Source organism: Streptomyces sp. NPDC031049 (genome assembly GCF_055571015.1).
Genome location: NZ_JBVIGC010000003.1, coordinates 418,258 through 431,892 on the forward strand (window position 1 = coordinate 418,258; position 13,635 = coordinate 431,892).

9 protein-coding genes are annotated in these 13,635 nt (G+C 74.0%); 3 read left to right on the forward strand and 6 right to left on the reverse strand.

Annotated elements, in window-relative coordinates:
* Positions 1 to 167 precede the first annotated feature (167 nt).
* Both ACZ45Q_RS07545 and era read left to right on the forward strand, forming a co-directional pair.
* A complete protein-coding gene (locus ACZ45Q_RS07545; RefSeq protein ID WP_468256328.1) occupies positions 168 to 3,335 on the forward strand; it encodes an FG-GAP-like repeat-containing protein in 3,168 nt (1,055 codons plus the stop codon).
* A 146-nt stretch (positions 3,336 to 3,481) separates the two neighbouring features.
* A complete protein-coding gene (era, locus tag ACZ45Q_RS07550; protein ID WP_468256330.1) occupies positions 3,482 to 4,435 on the forward strand; it encodes a GTPase Era in 954 nt (317 codons plus the stop codon).
* A 78-nt stretch (positions 4,436 to 4,513) separates the two neighbouring features.
* On the opposite strand, the gene ACZ45Q_RS07555 is transcribed toward era, so the two are convergent.
* Positions 4,514 to 5,677: a carbohydrate kinase family protein gene (locus ACZ45Q_RS07555; RefSeq protein WP_468256332.1), complete on the reverse strand. Its 1,164-nt coding sequence runs from the start codon at positions 5,675 to 5,677 to the stop codon at positions 4,514 to 4,516.
* Positions 5,678 to 6,055: 378 nt separating this feature from the next.
* Here ACZ45Q_RS07555 and ACZ45Q_RS07560 point away from each other — a divergent pair, with 378 nt between their 5' ends.
* A complete protein-coding gene (locus ACZ45Q_RS07560) occupies positions 6,056 to 7,429 on the forward strand; it encodes an MFS transporter (RefSeq protein WP_468256334.1) in 1,374 nt (457 codons plus the stop codon).
* Between the two features lie 7 nt (positions 7,430 to 7,436).
* Here ACZ45Q_RS07560 and ACZ45Q_RS07565 read toward each other — a convergent pair whose 3' ends face one another.
* The 5 genes from ACZ45Q_RS07565 to ACZ45Q_RS07585 form a co-directional block, all read right to left on the reverse strand.
* On the reverse strand, positions 7,437 to 8,432 hold the full coding sequence (locus ACZ45Q_RS07565) for an adenosine deaminase (protein ID WP_468256336.1): 996 nt from the start codon (positions 8,430 to 8,432) through the stop codon (positions 7,437 to 7,439).
* A gap of 20 nt (positions 8,433 to 8,452) precedes the next feature.
* The gene (locus ACZ45Q_RS07570) at positions 8,453 to 9,358 is read right to left on the reverse strand and encodes a ribonuclease Z (RefSeq protein WP_468256338.1); all 906 of its coding nucleotides are present in this window, start codon (positions 9,356 to 9,358) and stop codon (positions 8,453 to 8,455) included.
* Between the two features lie 6 nt (positions 9,359 to 9,364).
* Positions 9,365 to 9,718 carry a histidine triad nucleotide-binding protein gene (locus ACZ45Q_RS07575; RefSeq protein WP_468256340.1) on the reverse strand — a complete coding sequence of 118 codons (354 nt, stop codon included), beginning with the start codon at positions 9,716 to 9,718 and terminating at the stop codon, positions 9,365 to 9,367.
* 111 nt (positions 9,719 to 9,829) lie between these two features.
* Entirely contained in the window at positions 9,830 to 13,027 is a 3,198-nt protein-coding gene (locus tag ACZ45Q_RS07580; RefSeq protein WP_468256342.1) for a S41 family peptidase, read from the reverse strand.
* 55 nt (positions 13,028 to 13,082) lie between these two features.
* A complete protein-coding gene (locus ACZ45Q_RS07585; RefSeq protein WP_468256344.1) occupies positions 13,083 to 13,601 on the reverse strand; it encodes a hypothetical protein in 519 nt (172 codons plus the stop codon).
* Positions 13,602 to 13,635 lie beyond the last annotated feature (34 nt).

The following is a 13,635-nucleotide window of genomic DNA, read 5'->3' on the forward strand; positions in this document are numbered from 1 at the left end:
GGTCACGGAACGCCCACTGGCCGACCATCACAACTTCATAAATCCTTCATGCGTGGACGCCCTGTGCGAATCGTGTGATCGTGTGCGCGCCCATGCCCCGTGACCAGCAGTCCGGGGCTGTCCGTGCTGTCCCCATCCGCCTGGTCCACACGGGAGTGACCGCCGCCGTGCCCGCGCCGCCTCGCCTTCTCAGCCCCTTCGTGCGCACGCGCACCAGGCTGACCCTCACCCTCGGCCTCGTCCTGGCCGCACTGACCGCCGCGCTGATGCCGTGGTGGCTGCCCGACGACGCGTCACCACCGCAGGCCCGTAAGGCGAGCGACGCCCGGCAGACCGCGACCGGCCCCCGCGACGAGGCCGCCGCCGCCGCCGAGGCCCGGCGCACCGGCAAGCGGGTCCTCGTCGACACGGCGACCACCGCCACCTCGCAGACCTGGGCCCAGCCCGACGGACAGTTGCGCACCCGGATCAGCGCGCTGCCCCAGCGGGCGAAGAACCCCGACGGGGCGTGGGCGCCGATCGACAACCGGCTGCGGCGCACCGAGGACGCCGGGGGCCTCGGCGTCCGCCCGGCCAACCCCCCGATGCCGGTGCGGTTCTCCAGCGGCACCCCCGGCCGGAAGGACCGCGCGGACCGCTCCTACGCCCGCGCCCCGCTGGCCGCGGACGCCGACGAGCGGGACACGGTGCTGGCCGAGCTGGACATCGACGGCCACACCGTCGCCTACACCTGGCCGGGCCCGCTGCCCGAACCGGTGCTGGACGGTCCCCGGGCCCTGTACCCGGAGGTGCTGCCCGGCGTCGACCTGCTGCTGGTCGCCCGCGAGGAGGGCGGCTTCGCGCAGTTGCTGATCGTCAAGGACCGGCGGGCGGCGCGCGGCGAGGCACTGGCGAAGGTCGCGTACGGGCTGCGCTCGGACACGGCGGTGTTCACGTACGACGAGAGCGGCAGCCGCGTCCTGGTCCTGGACCGCGACGGCAAGGAGCTGGGCTCCGTCCCCACCCCCTTCGCCTGGGACTCCGCCGGCCGTGACCCCGAGCGGCCCAGGGACGAGCCGCGCACCTCGGTCGAGACGCCGGCCGACGTGCTGAAGCTGTCCGGCCTGAGCGGCATCGAGCCGGGCGCCCGCCAGGACGCGCTGCCGCTCCGGCTGGAGGGCGAGCGGACCGGGCAGGCCCGGCTGGACCTGAACCTCGGCGAACTGGGCCTGCTCACCGACGAGGACGCCCGCTTCCCGGTGTTCGTCGACCCGACCCTCAACGGCGGCTGGCTGGCCTGGACGGTGGCGTACAAGCCGTACCCGAACAGCAGCTTCTGGAACGGCACCAACTTCAGCTCCGGCACCTCCGACGCCCGGGTCGGCCACGAGGACGACACCAACGGCACCGCCCGCTCCTTCTGGCGCATGAACTACAGCAGCTCGCTGAAGGGTGCGACGGTCTCCTCCGCCACCTTCAAGGTGCTCAACAACCACTCCTGGTCCTGCACCAAGCGCGAGTTCCAGTTCTGGCTGACCGGGGCGATCTCCTCCGGTACGACGTGGAACAAGCAGCCGAGCTGGGCCACCAAGCTGGACGCGCAGTCGTTCGCGCACGGCTGGTCCTCCAGCTCCTGCCCGGACGCCTACGAGGCGTTCAACGTGAAGACGGCCGCCCAGAAGGGCGCGGACAGCGGCTGGTCGAACATCACCTTCGGCATGCGCGCCACGAGCGAGTCCGACACCCAGACCTGGAGGAAGTTCCGGGCGACCTCGGCGACGCTGGAAGTGGTCTACAACCGCAAGCCGTACGAGCCGACCGGGGGCAAGTCCTCGCCCGGCGGCAGCTGCGCGGTCGGACCGGGCGCCGGCGTCACCGTCGGCAAGACCAACATCACCCTGTCGGCCAACGCCAAGGACCCCGACGGCAACCTCAGCAAGCTCCGCTTCCGGTTCTGGAAGACCGGCGGCACCGTGCCGGCCGGCACCCTGGCCACCCCCGACTCGGCCGGCACCGCCAGGGTGACCATCCCCACCACGTTCCCGCTGGAGGACAAGACCACCTACTCGTGGGACGTGCGCGCCGAGGACTCCGGCGGTCTGGTCTCCACCAACTTCCCGCCGGGCACCGAACCCTGCCGGATCACCGTGGACGCCTCCGCGCCGCCGCAGCCCGAGATCGAGAGCGAGGCGTTCCCGGAGGCCACCTCCGACGGCCAGACCTGGGCGAAGGTCAAGTTCGGCTCGACCGGCGCGGTGACCTTCCGCTCGCCGGGGGCGGCCAGGTTCCAGTACGCGATCGAGGGTCTGGACTGGGTCTACGTCACCGCGAACGCCTCCGGCGAGGCCACCGTGACCGCCCTGAAGCCGCCGCACGCGGGCCCCAACTGGCTGAACGTCTACGCCCTCGACTCCTACGGCAACAAGAGCGTCCGCTCGGACTACAACTTCTACGTCCCGCCGCGGGACAAGGCCGACGGCCCCTGGGACACGGGCGGCGACGGCATCCCCGACCTGCTGGTGCTGAACCAGCACGGCAACCTGTTCAACTGCGTCGGGGCGCCCGGGGGCGAGCTGTACAGCTGTCTGGGCGGCGCCTACACCTCGGACAAGAAGCTGCACCCGGCCGATCACTGGTACGACCCGGCCACGGGCAAGGCGGCGCTGATCACCCACTTCCAGGACGCCTATCCCGGTGACGGCGCCACCGACCTGTTCGCCGTCACCCCGGACGGCAGGTTCTGGCTCTACCCCGGCGACGGCTACGGCAGTTTCGACGTCGGCGAGCGGCTGGAGATCCGGCTGCCGTCGGGCACCCCGGCACCCTCGACCTGGACGCAGATCCGGGCCGTGGGCGACATCACCGGTGACGGGCACGACGACCTGGTCCTGCGGGCCGGTCCGGCATTCTGGACGCTGTCCGGGTACTCCGGGGCCACCTTCAAGACGGCCACCCTGATGAACGGCGACGCCTGGGCCCGCCGCGACATCGTCAACGTCGCCGACATCAACGGCGACAAGACGCCCGACCTGCTGTGGCGGAACCTGGACAACGGCAACATGTACGTCCGCCACGGCAAGCCCGGCCCCGTCGGCGGCAGCGTCGACCTGGTCTCGCTCAAGCTGGCCGCCAACTCGCTCAACGGCGACGTGGCCTACGGCACGAGCTGGACCGAGGCCAACGTCTCGACGGCGATCGGCATCCCGGACGTCAGCGGTGACGGCATCCCGGACATCTGGGCCCGGTTCGCCGCGGACGGCCAGATGCGGATCTACCACCCGTCCAGGACGAACACCAATGCCCCGGTCAAGATCGTCCTGAGTTCGGACTGGCGGCAGCACAAGGCCCTCGGCTGACCTCGCCGCACGGCGCCGGCGACGGGCCCCGGCCGCTCCCCCACGGGACGGCCGGGGCCCGTCGCCGTCCCGCTCCCCGGGCGGTCCGGCGGGCCGGGGCCGCGGATGGTACGGCGCGGCTCCGGGGATCAGGGAGAATGGGCGCCATGAGCGTTCGTACCCAGTCATCCGAAGAGCCGGCCGAGGCTGTCCACAGGGCCGGTTTCGCCTGCTTCGTGGGCCGCCCCAACGCGGGCAAGTCCACCCTCACGAACGCTCTGGTCGGGCAGAAGGTGGCGATCACCTCGAACCGGCCGCAGACCACCCGGCACACCGTGCGCGGCATCGTGCACCGGCCGGACTCCCAGCTGATCCTGGTGGACACCCCGGGCCTGCACAAGCCGCGCACGCTGCTCGGCGAGCGGCTCAACGACGTGGTGCGCACCACGTGGGCCGAGGTCGACGTGATCGGCTTCTGTCTGCCGGCCAACGAGAAGATCGGCCCCGGCGACCGGTTCATCGCCAAGGAGCTGGCCGGGATCAGGAAGACCCCGAAGGTCGCCGTCGTCACCAAGACCGACCTGGTCGACTCCAAGGCCCTGGCCGAGCAGCTCATCGCCGTCGACCAGCTCGGCAAGGAGCTGGGGATCACCTGGGCCGAGATCGTGCCGGTGTCGGCCACCGCGAACAAGCAGGTGGACCTCCTCGCCGACCTGCTGATCCCGCTGCTGCCCGAGGGCCCCGCGCTCTACCCGGAGGGCGATCTCACCGACGAGCCCGAGCAGGTCATGGTCGCCGAGCTGATCCGCGAGGCCGCGCTGGAGGGCGTACGGGACGAGCTGCCGCACTCCATCGCGGTGGTCGTCGAGGAGATGCTGCCGCGCGAGGATCGCCCCGCCGACAAGCCACTGCTCGACATCCACGCCAACGTCTTCATCGAGCGCCCCAGCCAGAAGGGGATCATCATCGGTCCCAAGGGCAAGCGCCTGAAGGACGTCGGCATCAAGTCCCGCAAGCAGATCGAGGCCCTGCTGGGCACGCCCGTCTTCCTGGACCTGCACGTGAAGGTCGCCAAGGACTGGCAGCGCGACCCCAAGCAGCTGCGCCGGCTCGGTTTCTGAGCCGGCCCCCCGCCAAGCAGGTCCCCGCCGAACCGGCTCCGCCGAGCCGGCCGCCGACGGGCATCGCCTGGCCGTGGCTCACGCCGGGCGGCGGAAGCCGATGGTCGGGACCGCCCTGCGCAGCGGCCAGGGCCGGACCGGCTCGTCGGGGACCAGACCGGCGAGGAACGCGTAGCGGCGCAGCGCCGCCGGGTCCTGGCCCTCGACCGACTGCACCCTGCGCCACCACGTCGCGACCTCGCACCAGCCCGGCGCCGACAGCGAGCCGCCGAACTCCTGGACGGACAGGGCGGCGGTCAGTCCCGCGAAGGCCAGCCGGTCGGCCAGCGGCCAGCCGGCCAGCGTGCCGGTGACGAACCCGGCGACGAAGACGTCACCGGCGCCCGTCGGGTCCAGCGCCTCGACCTCGATGGCCGGGACCTCGGCGGTCTCCCCCGTGCGCCGGTCCACCGCGTAGGCGCCCTCCGAGCCGAGGGTGACCACGGCGAGCGGCACGTGCCGGGTCAGGGCGTGGGCGGCGGCGCGCGGGCAGTCGGTGCCGGTGTAGCGCATGGCCTCCTCGGCGTTCGGCAGGAAGGCCTCGCAGTGCGCGAGGTCCGGCAGGCCCGCCAGGTCCCAGGCACCGGTGTCGTCCCAGCCGACGTCGGCGAAGACGCGGGTGCCCTTCGCGGCGGCCTGCGCGATCCAGGCGGCGCGGTGGCCGGGGGTGAGCGAGGCGATGGCGGCGCGCGCCCGGGGCGGGCAGTCGGGGGCCGGTTCCTCCGGGGGCGGCTCGTGCCCGTGGGAGACCATGGTGCGCTCCCCCTCGTACGCCATGGAGACCGTCACCGGTGAGTGCCAGCCGGGCACGGTGCGGGAGAAGGCCAGGTCGATGCCCTCGCCCTGCTCCAGGGCGTCCCGGCAGTAGTCGCCGTAGTGGTCGTCGCCGAAGGCCGCGGCGAGCGAGGTGTGCAGGCCGAGGCGGGCCAGGGCGGTCGCCATGTTGGCCACACCGCCCGGGCTCGACCCCATGCCGCGCGCCCAGGACTCCGTACCGCGCACCGGGGCGGAGTCGAGCCCGGTGAAGACGATGTCGAGGAAGACGGTGCCCGTGAGGTACACGTCGCAGGACGGGTCACCCGGTGCGCGCACGGCGGCCAGGGGGTCGACGTGGGAGTGGTGGTGCGACTGCCCGTCGGCGCGGTGGGCGGGCCTGCCGGTGACCGCGGACGCGGACGCGGTGGACACGGTGAACGCTGTCACGGTGCGCTCCCTGACACGGACTGACGTGGTGCGGATCCAGCCAGTGTGCACCACGGCACCGACAACCCGGACGGCATCGGCGCCGGGCCGGCGGAGCGGCACGGCCTGTGCGCCCCGGCGCCACGGCCTGTGCGCCCCGGTGCGGGGCCGGTCCGTCGCCGGCCGGGAAACGACCGGTGAGTCGCCTTCCCACCAGGGGTGACGCACTCTGCTACCCCACCTCTCGGACCCCAAACGCAAAAGTGGTCCACATCACACTCTTTCGCTTCGCTCGCGCGACTGAGTGCTTGATACAAATTGCCCGCGCGTTCCTGTCCGTCGACGGTCGTCGCTCCTCCCCCTCGATACCCCTTCCTTTCGCATGCCCAGGGAACGCCCGTGTTCGCCCGCACCACCTCCTGGCCCCTCGTCGCCCTCTTCACGGCCGGGTACCTCGCCCCGTATCTGCTGCCCACCACCGTCGGCAGGCTCGACACCGGGCTGCCCCTGACGGCCACCCAGGCCGGGGCCGTCGGCAGTGCCCTGCTGCTGAGTTCGGCGACGGCGGGCTTCCTGCTCGCCTCCCGCGTCGAGCGCCTCGGCGCGCGCTCGCTGGCCCGTCTCGGCCTCGTCCTGGCCGCCCTCGGCTACGGCACCGCCGCCCTCACCACCGACGTCCCGGTCGTCGTCGCCGGCGCGGTGGTGGGCGGGTTCGGCTCCGGCACCGCCACCACGGTCGCCGCGACCGGGATCGCCGCGCAGAAGGACCCGCACCGGGCCTCCACGCTCGGTCTGCTGACCGTGTCCGCGCTGGCCGGCGCCGTGTATCTGACGGTGCCGCACCTGGGCCGGGCGCACGGGCTGCCGCTGGCCGCCATCGCGCTGACCGCGCTCGCGGTGTGTCCGCTCACCGGCCGGCTGCCGGGCGGTGAGCGGGCCACGGCCGCCGGGGCAGGCCGCGCCACGGCTTCCGTGGCATCGCGGGCCGCCGAGGCCGCCGCCCCGCTCCCCCGCCGCCGCTCCGGCCTGGTGCTGGCCGGCGCGATGGTCCTCTGGTCGCTGGCGCAGAACTCCCTGTGGGGCGTCAGCGGCCGGATAGGGCTGACCCAGGCCGGCCTCGGTGACGCCGCCCTCGGTGCCGTCTTCGCGGCGGCCCTCGGCGCCGGACTGGTCGGAGTGCTGGCGGCCGGCGCGCTGGGGGCCCGGCTCGGGCGCGCGGTGCCGATCGGCGCCGGGACCGTCCTGATCGGCGGCTGCATCGCGCTGACCGCGTCCGCGACCGGTCCGGCGGCCTTCGCGATCGGCGAGATCGCCTGGAACACCTGCTACCCGGTGGTGCTGTCGTACCTGATCGGCCTCGCCGCCTCGCTCGACCCGCGCGGCCGGTGGGCGGTGCTCGTCGGGTCGGCCTCCGCGCTCGGCACGGCGGCCGGGCCGCTGACCGGCAGTGCGCTCTCCGCGCAGGCCGGCTACCCGGTCATGGGCCTGGTCCTGGCCGCCGGGCTGCTGCTGATCGCCGTGCCGATGACCGCGGTCGCCCTGCACACCGGCGGGCGCCCGCTGCTGCCCGGCGCGGTCCGCCGCCGCGGCGGCCACCCGGCGGCCGTGGTCGCCGCCACCACGGGCACGGCCGGCGGCGCGGTCCCCGAGGTCGGTGCCCCCGAGCAACCGGTCGTGGAGATCTCCGTGGACGCCCCGGCCGTCCCCGTGCAGCGGGCCTACGGCACGGCGGGGCCCCGGCAGTCGGCGGCCACACCGGGGACCGGGCACTGATCCCGCGCTACGCCGGGAAGGTGTACGCCTCCACCTCCGCGAGGTACCGCGCCCGTCGTTCCTCGTCGTCGTCGAGGAAGGCGGCGAGGAAGGAGTTCCGGGCCAGTTCGCGCAGCCGCTCCGGCGGCAGGCCGAGGGTGTCGCGCACGGCGTCGAAGTTGTCGCCGGCGTAGCCGCCGAAGTAGGCGGGGTCGTCGGAGTTGACGGTGCACATCAGGCCGGCGTCCAGCATGGCGGGCAGCGGGTGGCCGGCGAGGGTGTCGACGGTGCGCAGCCGGACGTTGGACAGCGGGCACAGGGTCAGCGGGACCCGCTCGCGCACCAGCCGCTCCACCAGCGCCGGGTCCTCCACGCAGCGCAGGCCGTGGTCGACGCGTTCGACGCCGAGGACGTCCAGGGCCTCGGTGATGTACTCCGGCGGCCCCTCCTCGCCGGCGTGCGCGACCCGCCGCAGCCCGAGCGCGGCGGCGGCCTCGTAGACCTCGCGGAACTTCGCCGGCGGGTACCCGACCGCCGCGGAGTCCAGGCCGACACCGGTGATCCGGTCGAGGTGGGGCTTGGCCAGGTGCAGTGTCTCGAGGGCCGACTCGGCGGACTCGTCCCGCAGGAAGCACAGGATCAGCCGGGTGGAGACGCCGTGCCTCTCCTCGCCGCGGTCCAGCGCCCGCCCGAGTCCTTCGACCACGGTGCTCATCCCGACGCCCCGGGACAGGTGGGCCTGCGGGTCGAAGAAGATCTCCGCGTGCCGCACGCCCTGGGCGGCGGCGCGGGCCAGGTAGGCGTCGGCGAGGTCGGTGAAGTCCCGCTCGGTGCGCAGGACGGCCATCAGTTCGTAGTACAGGTTCAGGAAGGACTGGAGGTCGGTGAAGCGGTAGGCCTCGCGGAGGGCGTCGGTGTCGGCGTAGGGCAGGGCGACGCCGTTGCGCGCGGCCAGCTCGAACGCCAGCTCCGGTTCCAGGGTGCCTTCGATGTGCAGGTGCAGTTCGGCTTTGGGCAGGGGCATCAGTGCATCGTACGGCGGTCTCACCGACGTTTCGGAACGGCCACCCGCAGCAGGTCGTGCGCGACGGTCAGCTCGCCGTCGTAGCCGGCGGCCCGTGCCTGCCGCTCGAACTCCCCGGGGTCCGAGTAGCGCTGGCTGAAGTGGGTGAGGACCAGGTGCCGCACGCCCGCGTCCCTGGCCACCCGGGCCGCCTGCCCGGCGGTCAGATGGCCGTGCTCGACGGCCAGTTCCTCGTCCTCGTCGAGGAACGTGGACTCGATGACGAGCAGGTCGCAGCCGTCGGCGAGCGCGTGCACCCCCTCGCACAGCCGGGTGTCCATGACGAACGCGAACCGCTGGCCGCGTCGCACCTCGCTGACGTCCTCCAGCCGCACGCCGTTCAGCTCGCCCTCGCGCTGGATCCGGCCGACGTCGGGGCCCCGGACGCCGTGCGCGGCGAGGCGCTCGGGGAGCATGCGGCGGCCGTCGGGCTCGGTGAGCCGGTAGCCGTAGGACTCCACGGGGTGGGAGAGCCGGCGGGCCTGGAGGGTGTAGCCGGGGGTGACCGCGAGGGGCCCGTCGGCGTCGACCGGGGCCTCGGTCAGCTCGACGGTCTCCCGGTAGGCGGTGGCGTACCGCAGGCGGTCGAAGAAGCGCTGCCCGGAGCGGGGGTAGTGGGCGGTGATCTCGTGCGGGACCCGGTCCAGGTTGATGCGCTGGATGACGCCGGCCAGGCCGAGGCTGTGGTCGCCGTGGAAATGGGTGACACAGATCCGGTTCAGGTCGTGGGCGGCGACCCCGGCGCGCAGCATCTGCCGCTGGGTGCCCTCGCCGGGGTCGAACAGGATGCCCTCGCCGTCCCAGCGCAGCAGGTAGCCGTTGTGGTTGCGGTGCCGGGTGGGGACCTGGCTGGCGGTGCCGAGGACCACCAGTTCGCGTACGGACAAGGCGGCTTACCCCGGGGGCCATTCCAGGCCGCGGCCGCCGAGGACGTGGGCGTGGGTGTGCCACACGGTCTGTCCGGCGCCGGTGCCGGTGTTGAAGACGATGCGGTAGCTGTCCAGCTTCTCGTCGTCGGCGACGGCCTGCGTCTCGCGCAGCACGTCCGCGGCCAGCTCCGGGGCGCCCGCGGCGAGCGCGGCGGCGTCCCGGTAGTGCGCCTTGGGGATCACCAGGACGTGGGTGGGCGCCTGCGGGTTGATGTCGCGGAAGGCGACGGTGGTCTCCGTCTCGCGGACGATCGTCGCCGGGATCGTCCCCGCGACGATCTTGCAGAACAGACAGTCGTCCTGCGGTTCCCCTGCCATGGGGCCTCCTCACACCGGTGATCTTCTACGGGCATCGTAGCCGCCCCGCCGTGGCCGCCGCCCCGCCGTGGCCGCGGGCCTCGGCGGAACGGCGGGAGCCGGGGCCGGGCTCTACGGCAGGCTCGGCGGGGTCTTCGCCGGGGTCCGCTCCAGGGCCTCCAGGGCGATCCGGACCGCCTCGTCCAGCTGGGGGTCGCGGCCCGCGGCGTGGTCCTGCGGACGCTGCGGCACCTCCACGTCCGGATCGACGCCGTGGTTCTCCACGCCCCACCCGTACCCCTGGAGCCAGAAGGCGTACTTGGGCTGGGTGACGAGCGTGCCGTCGACCAGCCGGTAGCGGCTGTCGATGCCGACGACGCCGCCCCAGGTGCGGGTGCCGACGACCGGGCCGAGCCCGAGCGCCTTGATCGCCGCGTTGACGATGTCGCCGTCCGAACCGGAGAACTCGTTGGCGACGGCGACCACCGGCCCGCGCGGCGCGTCCCGGGGGTAACTCTCGGCGCGCATGCCGCGCGGCAGGTCCCAGCCGACGATCCGCCGGGCCAGCTTCTCGACGACGAGCTGCGAGGTGTGGCCGCCGCGGTTCTCCCGGACGTCCACGACGAGCCCCTCGCGGGCGACCTCCACCCGCAGGTCGCGGTGGATCTGCGCCCAGCCGGGGGCCTGCATGTCGGGGACGTGGAGGTAGCCGAGCCGGCCGCCGGAGCGCTCGTGGACGTAGGCGCGCCGGTCGGCGACCCAGGCGTGGTAGCGCAGGGCCTCCTCGTCGGCGAGGGGGATCACGACGGGGTGCCGGGGGTCGCCGCCGCCGGCGGGCAGGACGGTCAGTTCCACGGGCTTGCCCGCCGTGCCGACCAGCAGCGGTCCGGGCCCGGTGACCGGGTCGACGGGCTGCCCGGCGACGGCGACGATCGCGTCCCCGGCCCGCACGGCGACACCGGGCGCGGCGAGCGGGGAGCGGGCCTCGGGGTCGGAGGTCTCCGAGGGCAGGACGCGGTCGACGCGCCAGGTGCCGTCCTCGTGCCGGGAGATGTCGGCGCCGAGCAGCCCCTGCCGGGCGCCGCCGCCGTGTCCGCCGCGCGGCATGACGTAGGCGTGCGAGGTGCCGAGTTCGCCCTGCACCTCCCACAGCAGGTCGACCAGGTCGTCGTGGGTGGCGAGCCGGTCGAGGACGGGGCGGTAGCGGTCCCGTACGGCCTCCCAGTCGACGCCGCTCATGTCCGGCCGCCAGAAGTGGTCCCGCATCAGGCGGCCGGTCTCCTCGTACATCTGCCGCCACTCGGCCGCCGGGTCGACCCGCTGGCGCACCCGGGTGAGGTCCACGGTGATGTTGGTGTCGCTGTCCTCGTCGCCCGAGGCGCGCCGATCGCTGGGAACGACCTTGAGCCGCCCGTCGGTCCACAGCAGCACCCGCTTGCCGTCACCGCTGACCTCGAAGTCGTCGGCGTCGGCGGCGAGGTGCTCGACGCGCTGCTGGGCGAGGTCGTAGCGCTCCAGCTCGGTCTTGGGTTCGGGGTCGTCCGGGGTGGCCCGGGAGGCGCCGAGCACACCGGCGACGGGGTGCCTGAGCCACAGCACGCCGTCCTTGGCGGCCCGCAGCCCGGAGTAGCGGGCGGCCTCGACGGGGAACGGCACGATCCGGTCGGCGAGGCCCTCCAGGTCGACGCGGGTGGCGGGGGTGCCCTCGCTGTCGGGGGTCTCGTCGCGGTCCGGGGTCTCGAAGGGGCGGCCGTGCCGCTGCGGGCCGAAGGGCGAGGGGGTGGTCGCGGCGAGCGTGATCAGGTAGGGGCGGACGCCCTCGACGAACGCCAGGTCGAAGACGTGCTCGTCGTAGACCGGGTCGAAGGAGCGGGCCGACAGGAACGCCAGGTGCTTGCCGTCGAGGGTGAAGGCGGGGGCGTAGTCCTGGAAGCGCAGCGGGGTCGCCTCGGTGACCGTCAGGTCGGTGGTGTTGGCCAGTTTGAGCTGGCACAGGGGGCGCGGGCCCGGGTGGGACCAGGCGAGCCAGGCCGAGTCGGGCGAGAAGACCAGTCCGCAGACGTCGCCGTCCTCGCTGCGGTCGACCTCGCGGACCTCGCCGGTCTCGCGTTCGACGAGCAGCAGCCGCCCGTCGTGGGAGGCGACGGCGGCGCGGCCGCCGTCGGGCGCCACGGCCAGTTCCAGGACCCGGCCGAGCCGCCCGGCGGCGAGCCGGCGCGGGGTCGTGCCGGGCGCCGGGCCGGTGGCGGGGGCGAACTCCAGGGCGTCGTCGCCCTCGGCGTCGGTCACCCACACCACCCACTCCTCGCCCTCGGCGCGGAAGGTGCGCGGCAGCCGGGCCCGGACGCCGGGCGTCGCGGCCAGCGCGCGGGCGGGGCCGGAGCGGTGGGTCACCCAGTGGACGCCGCCGCGCACGCAGACGGCGCTGCCGCGGGCGGTGTGGTCGGGGGAGGCGGCACCGTAGAAGCGGGAGACGTTCAGCGGGTAGGGCTGGAGGTCGACGCGCGGCCCGCCGAGCCGGACGTCGAGCCGGCGCGGCTCGGCGCCGTCCAGGTCGTCCAGCGCCCACAGCTCGCCGGCGCTGGAGTAGACGACGCGGGTGCCGTCGGTGGCGGCGTGCCGGGCGTAGAAACCACCGAGCGGGGTGTGCCGGCGCAGGTCGGAGCCGTCGGCGAGGGAGGAGTACAGCGCTCCGGTGCCCTCGTGGTCGCAGAGGAAGGCGAGCCTGTCCCCCACCCACATCGGGTACTCGATGTTGCCGTCGAGGCCGGCGTGGAGCCGGACGAACTCCCCGTCGTCCTCGGGGTCGATCCACAGCTTGCCCGCCGTGCCGCCCCGGTACCGCTTCCACCAGGCGGCCTCGCGGCCCATGGGCGCGGACAGCAGCACGGTGCGCGGCCCGTGGACGACGTCGCCGACGGGCCCGTACGGCAGTGTGGTGGCCGGTCCCCCGTCGAGCGGGACGGCGCGGGCCCAGGTGCGGCGCAGGCTGGCCTGGCCGTAGGAGCTGATGGCCAGGACCTGCCCGTCCGGGGTCCAGCCGCGGACCTGGGTCTTCGGGCTCCCCCAGTACGTCAGGCGCGTGGAGGGTCCGCCGTCCACGGGCGCGACGTGCACCTCGGGGGCTCCGTCGCGGGTGGAGGTCCAGGCGACGGTGGTGCCGTCGGGCGAGATGCGGGGCTGGGTCACCGGCACGTTGTCGGCACTGACCCGCCAGGCCCGTCCGCCGTCGAGCGGGGCGAGCCAGACGTCGTCCTCGGCGGTGAAGGCGACCAACTCGCCGTGCGGGTGCGGAAACCGGAGGTAGGCAGGCGCTGCGGACTGTGTCACGCCCTCACCCTATGCAGCGGCGACGGCCCCGGACAGGGGTTTGGATCAGTTCGGATCACTTGCCCTCGGGCCAGCAGCCGGGGCGTTCCTGGCACCACACCGTCTTGGTCACCGTCACCGTGACGGTGGGCCGGGGCCCGTTGTGTCCGGGGTCGTCCGGGGGCGGGGTGGGGGTGGCGTCGCAGTCGCCCAGCCCGTCGACGCGGAACCACCGCCTGCCGTCCACCTTCGCGGTCAGCTCGCCGCGCACACAGCTGCCGTCGACGACCCGGGTCACCTTCCCGTCGACGGTGATCTCCTTGCCGTCCTTCGTCTCTCCGTCGCAGTCGACGGAGGCGACGGTCTCCGCGCCGGCCGGCGCGGAGGCCCCGGAGGGCGACGCGTCGCCGTAGTCGGCCGTGCAACTGAGCCACCGCACCTCGGCCTTGCGCCGCTCCAGCTCCCGCGTCACGGTCTCGTCGGTGGTGTACGCCACGGACGCGGAACCCGGCCCGCCCGGCTCGCAGGCGACGACGGCCCCGCCTGCGGCGAGCACGGCGATCCCGGCGCCCAGCATCCGCCTCCATGCCCCCATACCGGGCAGCCTGCCACCGGCGGGTCCGGGACGG

What these genes read in the sequence shown, in the direction of transcription:
- era (WP_468256330.1), top strand. Translation starts at nt 3,482, where the DNA reads ATGAGCGTTCGTACCCAGTCATCCGAAGAGCCGGCCGAGGCTGTCCAC.
- ACZ45Q_RS07565 (WP_468256336.1), bottom strand. Translation starts at nt 8,432, where the DNA reads ATGCCCCTGCCCAAAGCCGAACTGCACCTGCACATCGAAGGCACCCTG.
- ACZ45Q_RS07575 (WP_468256340.1), bottom strand. Translation starts at nt 9,718, where the DNA reads ATGGCAGGGGAACCGCAGGACGACTGTCTGTTCTGCAAGATCGTCGCG.
- ACZ45Q_RS07585 (WP_468256344.1), bottom strand. Translation starts at nt 13,601, where the DNA reads ATGGGGGCATGGAGGCGGATGCTGGGCGCCGGGATCGCCGTGCTCGCC.